This window comes from Bacillus sp. CCNWLW194, assembly GCF_037120585.1.
Classification (GTDB): Bacteria; Bacillota; Bacilli; order Bacillales; family Bacillaceae_G; genus Bacillus_A; species Bacillus_A basilensis.
The window spans coordinates 467,010-482,481 of sequence record NZ_JBBBBL010000003.1 but is presented as its reverse complement, the minus strand read 5'-3'; the positions used below and the strand labels follow the sequence as shown (position 1 = coordinate 482,481).

15 protein-coding genes are annotated in these 15,472 nt (G+C 38.2%); 8 read left to right on the top strand and 7 right to left on the bottom strand.

Going from position 1 to position 15,472, the window contains the following annotated elements; all coding sequences use genetic code 11:
• Positions 1–102 precede the first annotated feature (102 nt).
• From glgA to V7S50_RS09030, 3 genes are read left to right on the top strand one after another with little or no spacing between them, the layout of a single operon-like run.
• Positions 103–1,533, top strand: coding sequence for a glycogen synthase GlgA (glgA, locus tag V7S50_RS09040; RefSeq protein WP_242252630.1), 1,431 nt, complete (start codon positions 103–105; stop codon positions 1,531–1,533).
• Between the two features lie 18 nt (positions 1,534–1,551).
• Positions 1,552–3,960, top strand: coding sequence for a glycogen phosphorylase (gene glgP, locus V7S50_RS09035; protein ID WP_242252309.1), 2,409 nt, complete (start codon positions 1,552–1,554; stop codon positions 3,958–3,960).
• A 58-nt stretch (positions 3,961–4,018) separates the two neighbouring features.
• Positions 4,019–4,582, top strand: coding sequence for a GNAT family N-acetyltransferase (locus tag V7S50_RS09030; protein WP_252209180.1), 564 nt, complete (start codon positions 4,019–4,021; stop codon positions 4,580–4,582).
• A 29-nt stretch (positions 4,583–4,611) separates the two neighbouring features.
• On the opposite strand, the gene V7S50_RS09025 is transcribed toward V7S50_RS09030, so the two are convergent.
• From V7S50_RS09025 to V7S50_RS09005, 5 genes are all read right to left on the bottom strand, one after another.
• The gene (locus V7S50_RS09025; protein WP_000911067.1) at positions 4,612–4,746 is read right to left on the bottom strand and encodes a hypothetical protein; all 135 of its coding nucleotides are present in this window, start codon (positions 4,744–4,746) and stop codon (positions 4,612–4,614) included.
• Positions 4,747–4,822: 76 nt separating this feature from the next.
• The gene (locus V7S50_RS09020) at positions 4,823–5,545 is read right to left on the bottom strand and encodes a lipase family protein (RefSeq protein ID WP_242252311.1); all 723 of its coding nucleotides are present in this window, start codon (positions 5,543–5,545) and stop codon (positions 4,823–4,825) included.
• Between the two features lie 209 nt (positions 5,546–5,754).
• The gene (locus V7S50_RS09015) at positions 5,755–6,408 is read right to left on the bottom strand and encodes a carboxymuconolactone decarboxylase family protein (protein WP_242252312.1); all 654 of its coding nucleotides are present in this window, start codon (positions 6,406–6,408) and stop codon (positions 5,755–5,757) included.
• Positions 6,409–6,548: 140 nt separating this feature from the next.
• Positions 6,549–6,962, bottom strand: coding sequence for an RrF2 family transcriptional regulator (locus V7S50_RS09010; protein ID WP_242252313.1), 414 nt, complete (start codon positions 6,960–6,962; stop codon positions 6,549–6,551).
• 277 nt (positions 6,963–7,239) lie between these two features.
• Positions 7,240–8,022, bottom strand: coding sequence for a TIGR00266 family protein (locus tag V7S50_RS09005; protein WP_063224364.1), 783 nt, complete (start codon positions 8,020–8,022; stop codon positions 7,240–7,242).
• Positions 8,023–8,348: 326 nt separating this feature from the next.
• Here V7S50_RS09005 and cspD point away from each other — a divergent pair, with 326 nt between their 5' ends.
• Positions 8,349–8,549, top strand: a complete 201-nt coding sequence (cspD, locus tag V7S50_RS09000) for a cold-shock protein CspD (RefSeq protein WP_001193049.1) — start codon at positions 8,349–8,351, stop codon at positions 8,547–8,549.
• A 43-nt stretch (positions 8,550–8,592) separates the two neighbouring features.
• Here cspD and V7S50_RS08995 read toward each other — a convergent pair whose 3' ends face one another.
• Complete coding sequence (locus tag V7S50_RS08995) at positions 8,593–9,324, bottom strand: yteA family sporulation protein (RefSeq protein WP_242252315.1); 732 nt, start codon at positions 9,322–9,324, stop codon at positions 8,593–8,595.
• 122 nt (positions 9,325–9,446) lie between these two features.
• Positions 9,447–10,400, bottom strand: coding sequence for a 1,4-dihydroxy-2-naphthoate polyprenyltransferase (locus tag V7S50_RS08990; RefSeq protein WP_242252316.1), 954 nt, complete (start codon positions 10,398–10,400; stop codon positions 9,447–9,449).
• A 194-nt stretch (positions 10,401–10,594) separates the two neighbouring features.
• Here V7S50_RS08990 and V7S50_RS08985 point away from each other — a divergent pair, with 194 nt between their 5' ends.
• The 4 genes from V7S50_RS08985 (at position 10,595) to menB (ending at position 15,437) form a co-directional block, all read left to right on the top strand.
• A complete protein-coding gene (locus tag V7S50_RS08985) occupies positions 10,595–11,989 on the top strand; it encodes an isochorismate synthase (protein ID WP_242252317.1) in 1,395 nt (464 codons plus the stop codon).
• Positions 11,986–13,740, top strand: a complete 1,755-nt coding sequence (menD, locus tag V7S50_RS08980) for a 2-succinyl-5-enolpyruvyl-6-hydroxy-3-cyclohexene-1-carboxylic-acid synthase (RefSeq protein WP_242252318.1) — start codon at positions 11,986–11,988, stop codon at positions 13,738–13,740. The genes V7S50_RS08985 and menD overlap by 4 nt, the downstream gene beginning before the upstream one ends.
• Positions 13,737–14,549: a 2-succinyl-6-hydroxy-2,4-cyclohexadiene-1-carboxylate synthase gene (gene menH, locus V7S50_RS08975; protein ID WP_242252319.1), complete on the top strand. Its 813-nt coding sequence runs from the start codon at positions 13,737–13,739 to the stop codon at positions 14,547–14,549. Before menD ends, menH begins: the two co-directional genes overlap by 4 nt.
• Before the next feature lie 69 nt (positions 14,550–14,618).
• Positions 14,619–15,437 (top strand): 1,4-dihydroxy-2-naphthoyl-CoA synthase, encoded by an 819-nt coding sequence (menB, locus tag V7S50_RS08970; protein WP_060632697.1) that lies wholly within the window; start codon positions 14,619–14,621, stop codon positions 15,435–15,437.
• Positions 15,438–15,472 lie beyond the last annotated feature (35 nt).

The following is a 15,472-nucleotide window of genomic DNA, read 5'->3' as shown; positions in this document are numbered from 1 at the left end:
GGGGTTTTTCCTCCACTGATTAAAGTTTTAATTCAAATGAAAACTCGAAGGGAGGAAGCTGCAAGGGAAGTAGTATAAGCTTTTCGTGCAGTGGGACAACAAGTGAATATTTTATTTGCAGTATCAGAATGTGTACCATTTGTTAAATCGGGAGGATTAGCTGATGTAGCAGGTGCGCTCCCAAAAGAGCTGAAAAAATTAGGTGTGGAAGTTCGCATTATACTCCCGAATTATAGTCTTATTCCGAAACAATTAAGGGATGGATGTACGCTACATAAAGTAATTAACATCCCGCTTGGGTGGAGAAATCAATATTGCGGAATTTTAAAAGGTGAGCAAGACGGGATTACGTATTACTTAATAGATAATGAATATTATTTTAAGAGGGATTCTCTATATGGTCATTATGATGATGGAGAGCGTTTTTCTTATTTTTCAAAAGCTGTTTTAGAGTGTATTCCGCATCTTGATTTTGAAGTGGATGTGCTTCATAGCCACGATTGGCATACAGCTATGGTGAATTTCTTACTGCGTGAAAAGTATCAAGATAACCCATTATATGAGCATATTAAAACGGTGTATACGATTCATAACTTGCAGTTCCAAGGTGTATTTCCTCCTGAAGTGATGTACGACTTGCTAGAACTTGGTGATGAATATTTTCATAGTGAGCAGTTAGAATTTTATGGGAATGTGAACTTTATGAAGGGTGGCATTATTGCTTCTGATCAAATTACAGCGGTTAGCCCGACATACAAAGAAGAAATTCAATATGAGTTTTTCGGTGAGAAGTTAGATGGGTTGTTACGAAAATATAATGATAAGCTTAGCGGCATTGTAAACGGAATTGATACGAGCGTATATAATCCAGAAACGGATTCGTATATTACTGCTCAGTATGATGCGGAGTCATTATATGACAAGAATGAAAATAAACGCGCATTGCAGCGTTATTTTGGTTTGCCAGAAAAAGAAGATACACCGATTATTTCAATGGTAACGAGATTAACGAAGCAAAAAGGTCTTGATTTAGTACGTACTGTATTCCGCGAAATAATGGAGGAAGATGTACAATGTATTATTTTAGGATCAGGTGATTCTGAATATGAACAATTCTTCGAGTGGATGGCATATGAGTATCCTGAGAAGGTAAAAGTGTATATCGGATTTAATGAAGAGTTAGCTCACCAAGTGTATGCGGGAAGTGATTTATTCTTAATGCCATCACTGTTTGAACCGTGTGGTCTTGGACAACTTATCGCATTAGCGTACGGTACAATTCCAATTGTAAGAGAAACAGGCGGATTAAATGATACTGTACAATCTTATGATGAAGAAACTGGAGAAGGAAATGGTTTCAGTTTCACGAACTTTAATGCACATGACATGTTGCATACGGTTCGCCGGGCGATTGAATTTTATCATGATAAACCGGTATGGGAGCAGCTTGTAAAGCAAGCGATGACGGAAGATTATAGCTGGGAGAAATCAGCTCTTGCTTATAAGAAATTGTATAAAAGTCTCATGGAATAACGTGTAGGTGGTGAAAAAATGTTTACTCATGTTGAAAGTTTCAAATCAGCTTTTCTAGAAAAGTTAGAGACGATGTATGGTAAAAGTTTCAAAGACTCTACAACTCGTGATCAATACAATACGCTTGGGTACATGGTACGTGAGTATATGAATAGTCAATGGATTGCCACGAACGAAAGTTATCGATCTGGAGAGCGAAAGCAAATGTATTACTTATCCATTGAGTTTTTACTTGGGCGTTTGCTTGGAAGTAACATATTAAATTTAGGCATCAGGGATGTATGTGAGCAAGGACTTTCTGAGCTTGGGATTTCTTTGCAACAGTTAGAAGAGGTGGAAGCAGATGCAGGTCTTGGAAATGGTGGACTCGGACGATTAGCAGCCTGTTTCCTTGATTCACTTGCATCTTTAGACTTACCAGGTCATGGCTGCGGAATTCGTTACAAACATGGTTTATTTGATCAAAAAATTGTGGATGGTTATCAAGTTGAGTTTCCAGAACAGTGGCTACTCCATGAAAACGTATGGGAAGTAAGAAGGTATGATCAAGCTGTAGAAGTAAGTTATTTCGGCAATGTTGAACCGCTCTACATTGATGGACGTTTAGAGTTCAGGCATACGAATGCAGAAGTGATTATGGCAGTCCCATATGATGTTCCGGTAGTAGGTTATGAGACGAGTACTGTAAATACACTCAGACTTTGGAATGCTGAACCAGTTCCTTTCCCGCAAAATTGCAAAGATATTTTGAAATATAAGCGTGAAACAGAGGCAGTATCGGAGTTTTTATATCCAGATGATACGCATGATGAGGGGAAAATCCTTCGTTTGAAACAACAGTATTTCCTCGTATCAGCAAGTTTGCAAAATATCGTTCGTTTGCATAGAGAAAGATATGGTGACCTTCGTCAATTACATGAGAAAATTGCGATTCATATTAATGATACACATCCAGTTTTGGCGATTCCAGAACTGATGCGTATTTTATTAGATGAAGAAAAACTAGCATGGGAAGAAGCTTGGCATATAACGACACAGACGATTTCTTATACGAATCATACGACGTTATCAGAAGCGCTTGAGAAGTGGCCAATTCACATTTTTAAACCGTTATTACCGAGAATATATATGATTATTGAAGAGATTAATGAACGTTTCTGTCATGAACTTTGGGAACGTTATCCTTATGAATGGCATCGCATTGAAGAGATGGCGATTATTGCGCATGATCTTGTGAAAATGGCTCATTTAGCAATTGTCGGTAGCCATAGTGTCAACGGTGTAGCAAAAATTCATACGGAAATTTTAAAGCAACGTGAAATGCGATTATTTTATGAGTTTTATCCAGATAAGTTTAATAATAAAACGAATGGAATCGCTCATAGACGCTGGTTAATGAAGGCGAATCCGCAGCTGACGAACCTTATTTCAGAGGCGATTGGAACAGAGTGGAAGAAAGAACCGATTAAGCTTCAAGAACTACAATTAGTTCAATACGATGCGAGTTTCCAAGAGAAATTTGCAGAGGTAAAACAAGAGCGTAAAGAGATTTTAGCAGAGCGTATTCATCATACAATGGGGATTACAATTGATCCAAATTCTATTTTTGATGTGCAAGTAAAAAGACTGCATGCTTACAAGCGACAATTATTAAATGTTCTTCATATTTTATATTTGTATAACCGTTTGAAAGAGGATGCTAGTTTTACATTTTATCCGCGTACTTTTATCTTTGGAGCGAAAGCATCACCTGGCTATTACTATGCGAAAAAAATTATTAAATTAATTAATGAACTCGCAAGGAAAGTGAATAATGATCCGTACGTAAGTCAATATATGAAAGTTATCTTTCTAGAAAACTACCGAGTGTCTCTAGCGGAAGATATATTCCCAGCGGCGGATGTAAGTGAGCAAATTTCCACTGCGAGTAAAGAAGCTTCAGGAACAGGGAATATGAAATTTATGATGAATGGTGTGATTACACTCGGTACGCTAGACGGAGCTAATATTGAAATAAAAGATCGGGTCGGTGATGATAACTGTTTCATTTTCGGTTTAACGGCCGAAGAGGTTCTTCATTACTATCAAAATGGTGGATATCGTGCAAGTGATTATTATCACCATAATGGGCACATTAAAAAAGTAGTAGATCAGTTAACGAATGGTTTCTTTGCACATTCGGGGGCTGAATTTGAAGCGATTTATGATTCTCTCGTTATTCAAAATGATGAATATTTCGTTCTGCGAGATTTTGGTCCATATGCGGAAAGGCAAGAAGCTGTTGGTAGAGCTTATGAAAACCGAACGAAGTGGCTAGAAATGTCAATTTTAAATATTGCACAATCTGGTCATTTTGCTAGCGATCGAACGATTTTACAGTATAGTAATGAGATTTGGGGTATTGGTAATGCGGTTAAACAGTATTAAGTGAAGGTCCCTTTTGAAGGGACTTTTCTTTATTAAGTTGAAGTGAGGTAAATGATGTATGGGAGATATGTGTGAGGAACTTGATTTAAAAACAGATAGATTAATATTAACGAAGATACAGTATTCGCATGTAGATGATTTGTTTGAAGTGTATTCGAATCCAGAAGCAGCTATATATGTACCCCGGGAAGTACATAAAATGAAAGAGGAAACGCATAGTTTAATAGAAAATATGCTTGCAACGATACGAGAAGGTAAAGCTCTTATATGGTCTATTATGCTGAAGGATACTCAAAAAGTGATTGGAACATGTGGAATATGGCTCATGCCACATAATAGTGCATCGATTGGAGCTGTAATTAGCCCAGCGTATTGGGGGAAAGGACTTATTGTGGAAGCTTTAGAAGAACTCATTGAAATAGGCTTTCAGGAGCTGAATATAAACCGTATGGAAGGAAGATGTGACGCAGAGAATATAGCTTCTGAACGTGTGATGCAAAAATTGAAAATGGTATATGAAGGCATATTGAGACAAAGTGTAAAAATGGATAATACGTATAGGGATGCTAAAGTGTATTCACTTTTAAAAGAGGAATATAATGGCTTAAAAAACCGAGCTTAATCTTATTAAGCTCGGTTTTCTTTTTTTGCTTAAGAAAGAAATGGGATGGCGGTATATATGATACCTGTTCCATCATATTCTCCTGTCGCAAAGTATGAAAATGTAAAGAAACCTGTAAACGAAAAAATTACAATGAGAAAAAGTGCAAAGATAAATTTTAGCATGTAAGGTCCCCTCATCCAAAAGTAAATTCATATATTATTATAGTATAAGGATATTTGATTTCCAATTGTTTACTGGTTAAAAATGAGAAGTCAGACATGTTTTGTATGTTGTAATGGAATGATTATTTGTAATAGACTTTGTGTTTTTTGTAAAAGTCATGTTGTGATGAACGTGTGCATATTCCCAGTCTTGTTCATTAAAATGGACATTGCGCGGAGGGAGAAGAGGAACGATATCAAATAAATTAACAAAGCGAAAGCTACTAGCTACTTGTAGTTTATAATAATTGCGAAATGCAATATCGCCAACTTTTGGAGAGGCAAATGTATACAGACCGTACTGTGCGAAGGCGGTGTTGATACGCGCATCTAGTATATGTAGTGTAGCGAGTGCGCCGCCTAAGCTATGACCAGTTGCAAGAAGTTTCTTATGGGCCGGTAATGATACGAGCATATCCATAATAGAATCTCGGCAAGATTCATAAATAGAAAGAAACCCGTTATGGACATTTCCGCTGTTCAAAGCATATGGATATGGCTTTTGGTTGACGAGTGAATCGATAATCCAGTCTGTATCTGTTTGTGTACCCCGAAAAGCTATAATAATCGTATCCTCAGATTCTAGTATGAATCCAAACCAATCCGTCATTTGAATTGTTTTTCCTTGAAAGCCTTGTACATATTGAAAACCATCTGGTATTTCGAAAATCCCATTTTGTTTATATTGTTCATACGTTAACTCACAACAAGAAGCTAACAATATGGCAGTATCTTTATCAAAAGATAAAGGAGTACGCATTAAGGAAGCCCTCCTTAAGAAAAGGTATAATTCAATATATGCAGTGAGGGACTTGATTCATTCTTTTGAAAAAAGGCTTGAATTTAAAGTTACGTGATGTGGATTATGGGGGAAAAGAACGAGCATATCAATAATTACATTAAAATATATCGACAAAGAATAATAAAAGAAAAAGTATCCGTTTCATGAGGATACTTTTTCAAAGGCTTCTATTTTTGATAGCTTTCAATCATGTTAGCCATATGAGCGTAAGCACCGCCTGCTCGTAAAGCAGCTGCAACTAAAATAGCTTCTGCAATTTCTTCTTTTGTTGCTCCGGCTTTTGCTGCAGATTTTGTATGCACATCGATACAATATGGGCATTCTGTTGTATGTGCGATAGCGATAGCAATTAATTCTTTTAGTTTTTTACTTAGAGTTCCTTCTTTCGCTGCTGCCATGTTAAACTCCATAAATGCTGAGAAGCCTTCAGGTGCAAATTGTTTTAGGTTTGCTACTTTTTGTAAATTTGATCGGCGATATAGTACATCGTCGGCACTAGGATCTAAGGCATTTTGCATATGTGTACTATGTGTGATTGCGCCACCAGCTTCAACAGAAGCGACTACAAAGATGGCTTCTGTTAGTTCTTCAAGAGATGCACCAGCACGTTTTGCACTTACTGTATGTGCATCAATACAATATGGACATTCTGTTGCATGTGCTACTGCAACGGCAATAATTTCTTTTTCTTTCTTCGATAAAGCACCTTCAGTCATAACTTGTCTACTAAACTTTTGAAATGCTTGAGCCTGTTCGGGTGCCAGTGTAGATAATTTTGATAAATGACGTAAATTTTCTTTTTGATATAAATTGTTAGACATAATAAACATTCCTTTCGTATGTAGCTATAATTTTTGGTAAGGAGCTTTGAATAAGTGAAATGTAATTTAAAAAGTTACATTTATAACATACTTTCATTTCGGTATAGTTTGTAAAAGTATTTATACCAAAATGAAACTCTTTATTTAAATAATTTATTTATAACATCTTGTATACTTAGTTGATCTAAAAATAATTTATAATGTTTATCGCCCTCGATGAATATGTCAGTCATTACATCGCCTATTCCCGAAGAAATTGTACAATCTTTATCTATATCACCAGATCTCCAATTAGAAGATAAAGAATTAGTTGAAGTTAGTTCATAAATGTCTCCAAGCGTAACATCTTTAGGATTGTGCTTGAAAATATAACCACCGTTAATTCCTTCTTTTGTAGAAATTAAACCATTCTTTTTTAACATTCGCATGACTTTGCGAATTCGTGCTGCATTGGCACAAAGGTTATCAGCTAATTGTTCACTATTCGCCATATTTCCAGGTACATGATTCAGATAAACTAAACAATGCACAGCAATCATAAATTCACTATTCAAGTTTGTATCACTCCTTATAAACGTAATCTTAAATGTTACAGTTTGGGATTGCAAGAGTTTTGTACTGAGCATTTAAAGACACTATCATTATTTTTGTTTATCCCGCTTCAAAATTCGGCTGGAGCAAAGAGGGTAGGTAGGAGTCGGGTTGATTAAAGTATCACTTTATTTGAGAAGTTACCATAATAGTGCATGTTATTCGTCGAAAGGAAAAATAAAAAGGGATATAACCTAGTCAAAAAGTTCGGCTAGGTTATATCCCTGCTACTATTATACATTACTCTTTGCCATCTAATAACCGACCAAGTCCACCTAAAACGCTACCTTCACCACTGCCTTGAGCAGCTGGGCTTGTCAGGCGTGCTGCTAAGCGGCTAAGTGTTAAGGACTGAATCCAAACTGTTCCAGGGCCTTCTAACGTGGCAAAGAATAAACCTTCGCCGCCAAATAGAGCTGTTTTTACTTTTCCAACGAACTCGACATCGTAGTTAACGTCTTTTGTCATGGCAACGAGACAACCTGTATCAATGCGAAGTTTTTCACCAGGCTTTAATTCACGTTTGTATACAGTTCCGCCTGCGTGCATGAAAGCAAGTCCATCACCTTCGAGTTTTTGCATGATGAAACCTTCACCGCCGAAGAAACCAGTTCCGATTTTTTTTGTAAACTCGATTCCGATAGAAACGCCTTTTGCCGCACAAAGAAATGCATCTTTTTGGCAAACTACTTTGCCTTGATATTCTGTTAAATCTACAGGAACAATTTTACCCGGATAAGGAGCAGCAAAGGATACGTGGCGCTTGCCGTGACCTGTATTTGTAAATACAGTCATAAACATGCTTTCACCTGTAACGAGACGCTTACCAGCGCCCATTAATTTTCCGAATAAACCTCCAGATGGGCCAGAACCATCACCGAAGATTGTTTCCATTTCGATATAATCTTCCATCATCATCATTGCACCAGCTTCAGCGATAACGCTTTCTTCTGGATCTAATTCAATTTCAACGAACTGCATATCATCGCCGTATAGCTTATATTCGATTTCATGTGCCTTCATTTCTTTCACCTCGTATGTAATAGATACTTATATTGTACAGAATTTAATAGCGTTAGAATACTTTAGTTTTGTTAATTTTCCAATAAAATATGAATATGGAAATTCAACATTATATTAAAATTATAAAAAAATAATGGAATGAAAGTGTTCTCATTTGACGTTTTTGATATAGCGTGATATAGTGAAGTCACTATTGAGCTACATAATGTGGTACGGAAATAAAGCACGTTGAATTAAAGGCTGTAAGCTTGTTATACATTCATGTCCTTTATATCCACCTTTTCATGTGGATTCATAGTTTCATTTTTATTTAGGAGGTACATGACATGCAAACAGGTAAAGTTAAATGGTTTAACGGCGAAAAAGGTTTCGGTTTCATCGAAGTTGAAGGTGGAGACGATGTATTCGTTCACTTCTCAGCTATCCAAGGTGACGGATTCAAAACTTTAGAAGAAGGTCAAGAAGTTTCTTTCGAAATCGTTGAAGGTAACCGTGGACCACAAGCTGCTAACGTTACAAAAAACTAATTAGCTAGCGATAAAAGCATTCCGATTTTCGGAATGCTTTTTTTTATTCTTTAGAGCTAGATTCATTTGAAGATAATTCGCCTTTAAAAGTACGCTCTTCAAAGTCATCAAGCATTTGTTCATATTCTTCATGCTCTTCCGTAGCGAAAACTTGCGGATTTTTTCCATACATATCTGTACCGATAAAATTCTCGAAATCCTCTACGTAGCCCACATTCTCTTCGCTATTTACATACATGCCATTATAGTTTTTTGAATCTTGTCTTTCTAAATCAGACGGCGTTTCAGATGTTCCATAATTTGCGACATCTTGCCATGCATCTTCTGCATCGTATTCAACAGAATGATCTTCATCATGTTTGTGGAAAGAAGGAGACAATACTTCTTCTTCAACTGGCCGCGTATTCATATTTAATTTGTTCGTTGTGTGCTGTATGCATGTTGTAGCAGTCGGCATTGCTTCTAATCTTTCAAATGGAATTTCTTCGCCAGACACTTCGCAAATGCCATACGTACCCGCTTCTATTTTTTGCAGGGCATGTTTCGTAGCTTCCAGCTGTTTATGCCAAAGCTCAATAAGTCCGAAGTCTTTTTCACGTTCATATAGCTCTGTTGCCATATCAGCGGGGTGATTATCGTAGCTAGATAATTCTCCAACGGAATCGCGCTCAGATGCTCGATCTTCATTTTCGTGTGTTTGTATCGTTTGCTCTAGTTCTTGTTTTTGTTTTTCTAAAACGGATTTAAATTGATTTATTTGTTGTGGAGTTAACATAGTCGTCCACCTTCCTACAATTCAGTTTCTTTACATAGTATGAGCGTTGGGGGTAGGAATTATGAGATGAATTTTACCTCTGAAATTGATATATGAAAAAGGAGCCGCATTAGCAGCTCCTTTTAAAGGAAATATCCAAGCAATAATCCGATTCCCATGAGGAGACCGAAGATTGTATTTGTTTTTGCGGTTGCAATCATCGCAGGTACCATTTCCATTGGGATGCTTTTGCCGATAAAGCCTTTCGTCGCTTTAAATGCTTTCGGTGCACTTAAAAATACGATAAGCATCCATGGTGATACGATGTGGACGATAATTAAAGCAATTGTCCAAATGTAGGAAACGATGAAGATAGAAGCAAGTACACCAACGGCTCTTTCACGTCCAACGAGAATTGCTAACGTTTTACGACCGTTTTCTTTATCGCCATCTAAGTCACGAATGTTATTAGCTAGTAAAATGGCACCAATTAAAATGGAGCTTGGAATCGATAGTAAAATCACTTCTGATGTTACAGTTCCAGTTTGAATAAAGAATGAAATCCCAATAATAATGACACCCATAAATAATCCGGCTGTTAACTCTCCAAATGGTGTATAGGCAATTGGAAGTGGGCCACCTGTATAAAGGTAAGCAACGGCCATACAAATAAGACCGATTGCCGCAAGCCACCAGCTAGAATTCATACAAATATAAACACCTAATAGTATTGCGATGCCGAAAAATCCAAATGCTAAGTTAAGTACTGTTTTTGGCTGAATGCCATCGCGAACGATAGCGCCGCCGATACCAACTGAACCTTCGTGATCGAGTCCTCTTTTATAATCAAAGTATTCATTAAACATGTTTGTTGCTGCCTGAATGAGAAGACAAGCAAGAAGCATTATAAGGAAAAGAGGGAGATGTATTTGATTTATACCTCCGACCTGCATTGCATAGGCTGTTCCAATGAAAACAGGAACGAAAGCTGCTGTTAATGTATGGGGACGTAGTAAACTCCACCAAATGCGCCAGCCTGTTTGCTTACTTGGCTTTGGCGCCGTAGGAGAGGAATTCGTTTCGACGTTCATTTCCATGTTGAATCCTCCTTTGGTCACATATTGTACACAACTAAGTGTAGAAAAAGCATCATTTAGTGTCAACGTTTATTTTCTAGGAAGAGAAGGTGAATTTCTCAGAAATGCTAAACGTTGACAGGCCTTTCGTTTGAGGTGTATCTTAAAATCAAGCGTAATTATGACTATTTTTCGCCCATAGGGGGGAGACAATTGTGATTCAAACGAAACAAATAGGCTTGCAAGAAGTTCTTGGTGCAGCCATTAAGCGTGCAACTGATGAAAAAATATTGGTTAGCTTCGTAAAACAAATAGACTGGATGGATCCGCTTCTGTTTTATGCAGCAGGAAAAAGGATTGCATTCGAAAATAGATGTTATTTTGCAGACCCAGCTCAGCATGTAATATTTGCTGGAGTTGGCTCTGTTTTCACTATAGCAACTGCTTCTCACAAACGCTTTCAAACTGCTCGTGACGAGTGGGATAAAGTAAAAGAGAAAGCATTTGTACAAAGAGAAAGATACGAATTTGGAACAGGTCCTCTTTTGTTTGGTGGATTTTCATTTGACCAAGAAAAAGAGAAAACAGACTTATGGAAAGAATTTGATGATACAACATTTTCACTACCAGCATTTTTATTAACTGTAAAAAATGAAAAAGCTTGGTTAACAATGAATACTTTCGTTTCAGCAACAGATTGTGCAGAAACTCTTTATAACGAAATTGTTTCTTTAGAAGAGAAAATTTTTGGGGAGAGTAAATGTGCACTAGAAGGGTCGAAATTAACAGTTACTTCTAAAGTAGAAGTGGATCCGAGAGGCTGGATGAAGGCCATTGAGAAGGTACAAGATGAGATGAAGCAGGGGAACGTGCAGAAGGTTGTATTAGCGAGGGAGCTAAAAGTAGAAATGAATCATCATATTGATTCTGCTCTTGTTTTAGAAGCGCTTCGCATTGGGCAACCGGATTGTTACGTATTTTCTTTTGATTATAAAGGAGCATGCTTCTTAGGAGCGACGCCAGAGAGATTAATTCGCAAAGAAGATGAGAAGTTTACTTCGATGTGTCTTGCTGGTTCAACTGGTCATGGTCAATCTATAGAAGAAAGTAAGCAAAATAGTAATGCGCTTCTTCATGATGAAAAGAATTTAGCTGAACACGGTTATGTTGTGAACATGATTAGATCGGTATTAAATGAGCACTGCGAATCCGTTAATATTCCGGAAAGTCCGGGCTTATTAACAACGAAAAACTTAATTCATTTATATACGCCTGTAGAGGCAAAAGGCGATGCGAGTCTTTTAACAATGGTAGAAGAATTACATCCAACACCAGCTCTTGGCGGGACACCTCGTTTGGAAGCGATGAAATTGATTCGTGATGTTGAATTGTTAGACAGAGGATTATATGGTGCACCGATTGGCTGGATAGATGATGAAGGAAATGGTGAATTTGCGGTTGCACTTCGCTGTGGATTATTAAATGGCGAGAAAGCATCCTTATTTGCCGGTTGCGGGATTGTAATTGACTCAGTACCACAACTTGAATATGAAGAAACAAGTTTGAAGTTTAGACCGATGCTTGGTGCTTTGGAGGAATTAATGAAATGAACAATCATATAGAAGCATTATCATATTATTTAGGCGCGTTCGTGGATGAACTGACGCGTCTAAATGTATGTGATGTTGTCATTAGTCCAGGCTCACGGTCAACGCCGATAGCTCTACTAATGGAACAACATGAAGGAATGAACACATATTTACATGTAGATGAAAGATCAGCAGGATTTTTTGCGCTCGGTATCGCAAAAGCGAAAAAACGTCCTGTTGCATTATTGTGTACATCAGGAACGGCAGCAGCGAACTATTATCCAGCTGTATGTGAAGCTTTTCATTCACGGGTGCCGCTTATCGTCTTAACAGCAGATAGACCGCATGAATTAAGAGATGTCGGTGCACCGCAAGCAATGAATCAATTTAATTTATACGGTACGTTTGTGAAGCAATTTACAGAGATGGCACTTCCAGAAGCGAGTGAAGCAATGTATCATTACGCTCGCATGACAACGCAGCGCATGATAGCAAGTGCTTGTTTAGCGCCGCAAGGACCTGTTCATCTTAATTTTCCAGTTCGTGAACCGCTTATCCCGGACTTCTCATTAGAAAGTTTATGGGATAAAGGACGCGGGGAATATACAGGAGTAGTTCAGCAAGGGAACGTGATGATGCCGAGTGAATATGTAGATTCGCTTGTAGGGCGCCTTTCACATATGGAGAAGGGGCTTATTATTTGTGGAGACGATAGTCATTCAGAACTCGCAGCATTTGCGGCAGAATTAGCTGAAAAAACGGGATATCCAATATTAGCGGATCCGCTTTCTAACATTCGTAGCGGACACCACGATAAAACGATGGTAATCGACTGTTACGATACATTTTTACGAAATGAGCTATTAAAGGAAACGTGGAAGCCGGACGTTTTAATTCGCTTTGGTGGTATGCCTGTTTCGAAAGCATTGACGCAGTTCATCAAAAAACAAACGAAAGCCGTTCATATCGTTGTTGACGAATCTGGACAATGGAGAGATCCAGCTCTTGTTGCGACAGAAGTTGTCCAAGCAAGTGATATTGCATTTTGCAGTGCACTAATAGAACAAATGCCAGTTATGAAAAAGAATGATTGGTTCGGAATGTGGAAACATATAAACGAAAAAACGAAGGAAACGCTTCGTGAAATGGAAACATATGAAACGGCATTTGAAGGGAAAGTCATTACGGATATTGTCCGCGTATTACCAGAAGGGGCAACGTTATTTGCAAGTAATAGTATGCCAATTCGTGATACAGATTCATTCTTCTTCACATCGGAGAAAAATATTCAAGTGATGGCAAACCGCGGTGTAAATGGGATTGATGGAATTATTTCGACAGCTTTAGGAGCGAGCATTATTTGTGAACCGCTCGTATTAGTGATCGGTGATTTATCATTTTATCACGATTTAAACGGATTATTAGCCGCAAAATTACATGAATTAAATATAACAATTGTCGTTGTAAATAATGACGGTGGCGGTATTTTCTCATTCTTACCACAGTATGAGAAAAAGGAACATTTCGAATCGTTATTTGGAACACCGATTGGTCTTGATTATGAACACGTTGTTAAAATGTACGGTGGTTCATTTAGCCGTGTAAATGGTTGGGAGCAATTCCGCGAAGAGGTACAAAAAGGAACAAGGGCGGAAGGTTTACACGTTGTAGAAATTTGTACGAACCGTGATGAAAACTTAACATTGCACCGCAAATTATGGGCGAAAACACAGGACGTAATTACTACATCGGTGCAAGGTGAATCAAAATGAACGTAACGCTGCAAGGTGTATCGTATGAATACGAAGTAGTCGGAAGCGGGGAACCACTTCTACTTCTTCATGGTTTTACAGGAAGCATGGAAACGTGGCGTTCTTTCGTTCCTTCTTGGAGCGAGCAATTTCAAGTCATTTTAGTAGACATTGTTGGGCATGGAAAAACAGAAAGTCCCGAAGATGTGACGCATTATGATATTCGAAATGCGGCATTGCAAATGAAAGAGCTACTAGACTATCTTCATATTGAAAAAGCGCACATACTTGGCTATTCAATGGGCGGTAGACTGGCGATTACGATGGCATGCCTATATCCAGAATATGTACGTTCTCTTTTATTAGAAAATTGTACAGCTGGGCTTGAAAGTGAAGAGGATAGAAAAGAACGTTGTGAAAAAGATGAGCGACTTGCTCATAAAATTGAGCGTGAAGGCATTAAAAGTTTTGTATCAATGTGGGAAAATATTCCGCTGTTTGAAACGCAAAAAAATTTAGCACAAAACGTACAAGAAGCAGTGCGAAAAGAAAGACTTGCTAACAATCCAAAAGGGCTTGCAAATAGCTTGCGCGGCATGGGAACAGGGGCTCAGCCTTCATGGTGGAATGAGCTGCAAAACTTAAAGATGCCTGTTCTTTTAATGAACGGAGAGTATGATGAAAAGTTCTTTCGTATATTAAAAAACATTGAAAAATGCGTCCCTGACGCGAAATTTGTCAAAATTGATGGTGCTGGCCATGCAATTCATGTGGAACAACCGGAAAAGTTTGATACAATAGTAAAGGGATTTCTAAAAACTATTCAGTGATGCTTTTTTCATCTAAGAAGGAAGACACACTTATAGAGGAGATCAGAAATATACAAGGAGGTAGTTGTAATGGCTATTGAATGGGTAAAAGAAGGCAATTACGAAGATATTATTTATTCAACATACAATGGTATCGCAAAGATTTCGATTAACCGTCCTGAAGTACATAACGCATTCCGTCCAAAAACGGTAATGGAGTTAATCAACGCTTTTGCACATGCTCGTGATGATGCAAATGTTGGCGTTATCATTTTAACAGGTGAAGGTGGACGTGCATTCTGTTCTGGCGGCGACCAAAAAGTTCGCGGTCATGGTGGATATGTAGGTGACGACCAAATCCCACGTCTAAACGTATTAGACTTACAACGTCTAATTCGCGCAATCCCTAAACCAGTTATTGCAATGGTAGCAGGTTATGCAATTGGTGGTGGACACGTACTTCATATCGTATGTGATTTAACAATCGCTGCAGACAATGCTGTATTCGGACAAACAGGTCCTAAAGTAGGAAGCTTTGACGGTGGATACGGAGCTGGTTACTTAGCTCGTATGGTAGGCCACAAGAAAGCTCGCGAAATTTGGTACCTATGCCGTCAATATAACGCACAAGAAGCGCTTGATATGGGCTTAGTAAATACAGTAGTACCATTAGAACAACTTGAAGCAGAAACAGTACAATGGGCACAAGAAATCTTAGCAAACAGCCCAATGGCACTTCGTTTCCTAAAAGCTGCATTCAACGCAGACACAGACGGTCTAGCTGGTATTCAACAACTAGCTGGAGATGCAACGTTATTGTACTACACAACTGACGAAGCAAAAGAAGGTCGCGACGCGTTCAAAGAAAAACGCAGTCCGGACTTCGGTCAATTCCCTCGTTTCCCGTGATCAAAAGCGGAGCCGACTGTTTAGCCTCGTAGGCT

Bases quoted from the DNA above. Each gene is read 5' to 3' on its own strand.
- glgP (WP_242252309.1), top strand. From the start codon at position 1,552: ATGTTTACTCATGTTGAAAGTTTCAAATCAGCTTTTCTAGAAAAGTTA.
- V7S50_RS09030 (WP_252209180.1), top strand. From the start codon at position 4,019: ATGGGAGATATGTGTGAGGAACTTGATTTAAAAACAGATAGATTAATA.
- V7S50_RS09025 (WP_000911067.1), bottom strand. From the start codon at position 4,746: ATGCTAAAATTTATCTTTGCACTTTTTCTCATTGTAATTTTTTCGTTT.
- V7S50_RS09020 (WP_242252311.1), bottom strand. From the start codon at position 5,545: ATGCGTACTCCTTTATCTTTTGATAAAGATACTGCCATATTGTTAGCT.
- V7S50_RS09015 (WP_242252312.1), bottom strand. From the start codon at position 6,408: ATGTCTAACAATTTATATCAAAAAGAAAATTTACGTCATTTATCAAAA.
- V7S50_RS09005 (WP_063224364.1), bottom strand. From the start codon at position 8,022: ATGAAGGCACATGAAATCGAATATAAGCTATACGGCGATGATATGCAG.
- cspD (WP_001193049.1), top strand. From the start codon at position 8,349: ATGCAAACAGGTAAAGTTAAATGGTTTAACGGCGAAAAAGGTTTCGGT.
- V7S50_RS08995 (WP_242252315.1), bottom strand. From the start codon at position 9,324: ATGTTAACTCCACAACAAATAAATCAATTTAAATCCGTTTTAGAAAAA.
- V7S50_RS08990 (WP_242252316.1), bottom strand. From the start codon at position 10,400: ATGGAAATGAACGTCGAAACGAATTCCTCTCCTACGGCGCCAAAGCCA.
- menD (WP_242252318.1), top strand. From the start codon at position 11,986: ATGAACAATCATATAGAAGCATTATCATATTATTTAGGCGCGTTCGTG.
- menH (WP_242252319.1), top strand. From the start codon at position 13,737: ATGAACGTAACGCTGCAAGGTGTATCGTATGAATACGAAGTAGTCGGA.
- menB (WP_060632697.1), top strand. From the start codon at position 14,619: ATGGCTATTGAATGGGTAAAAGAAGGCAATTACGAAGATATTATTTAT.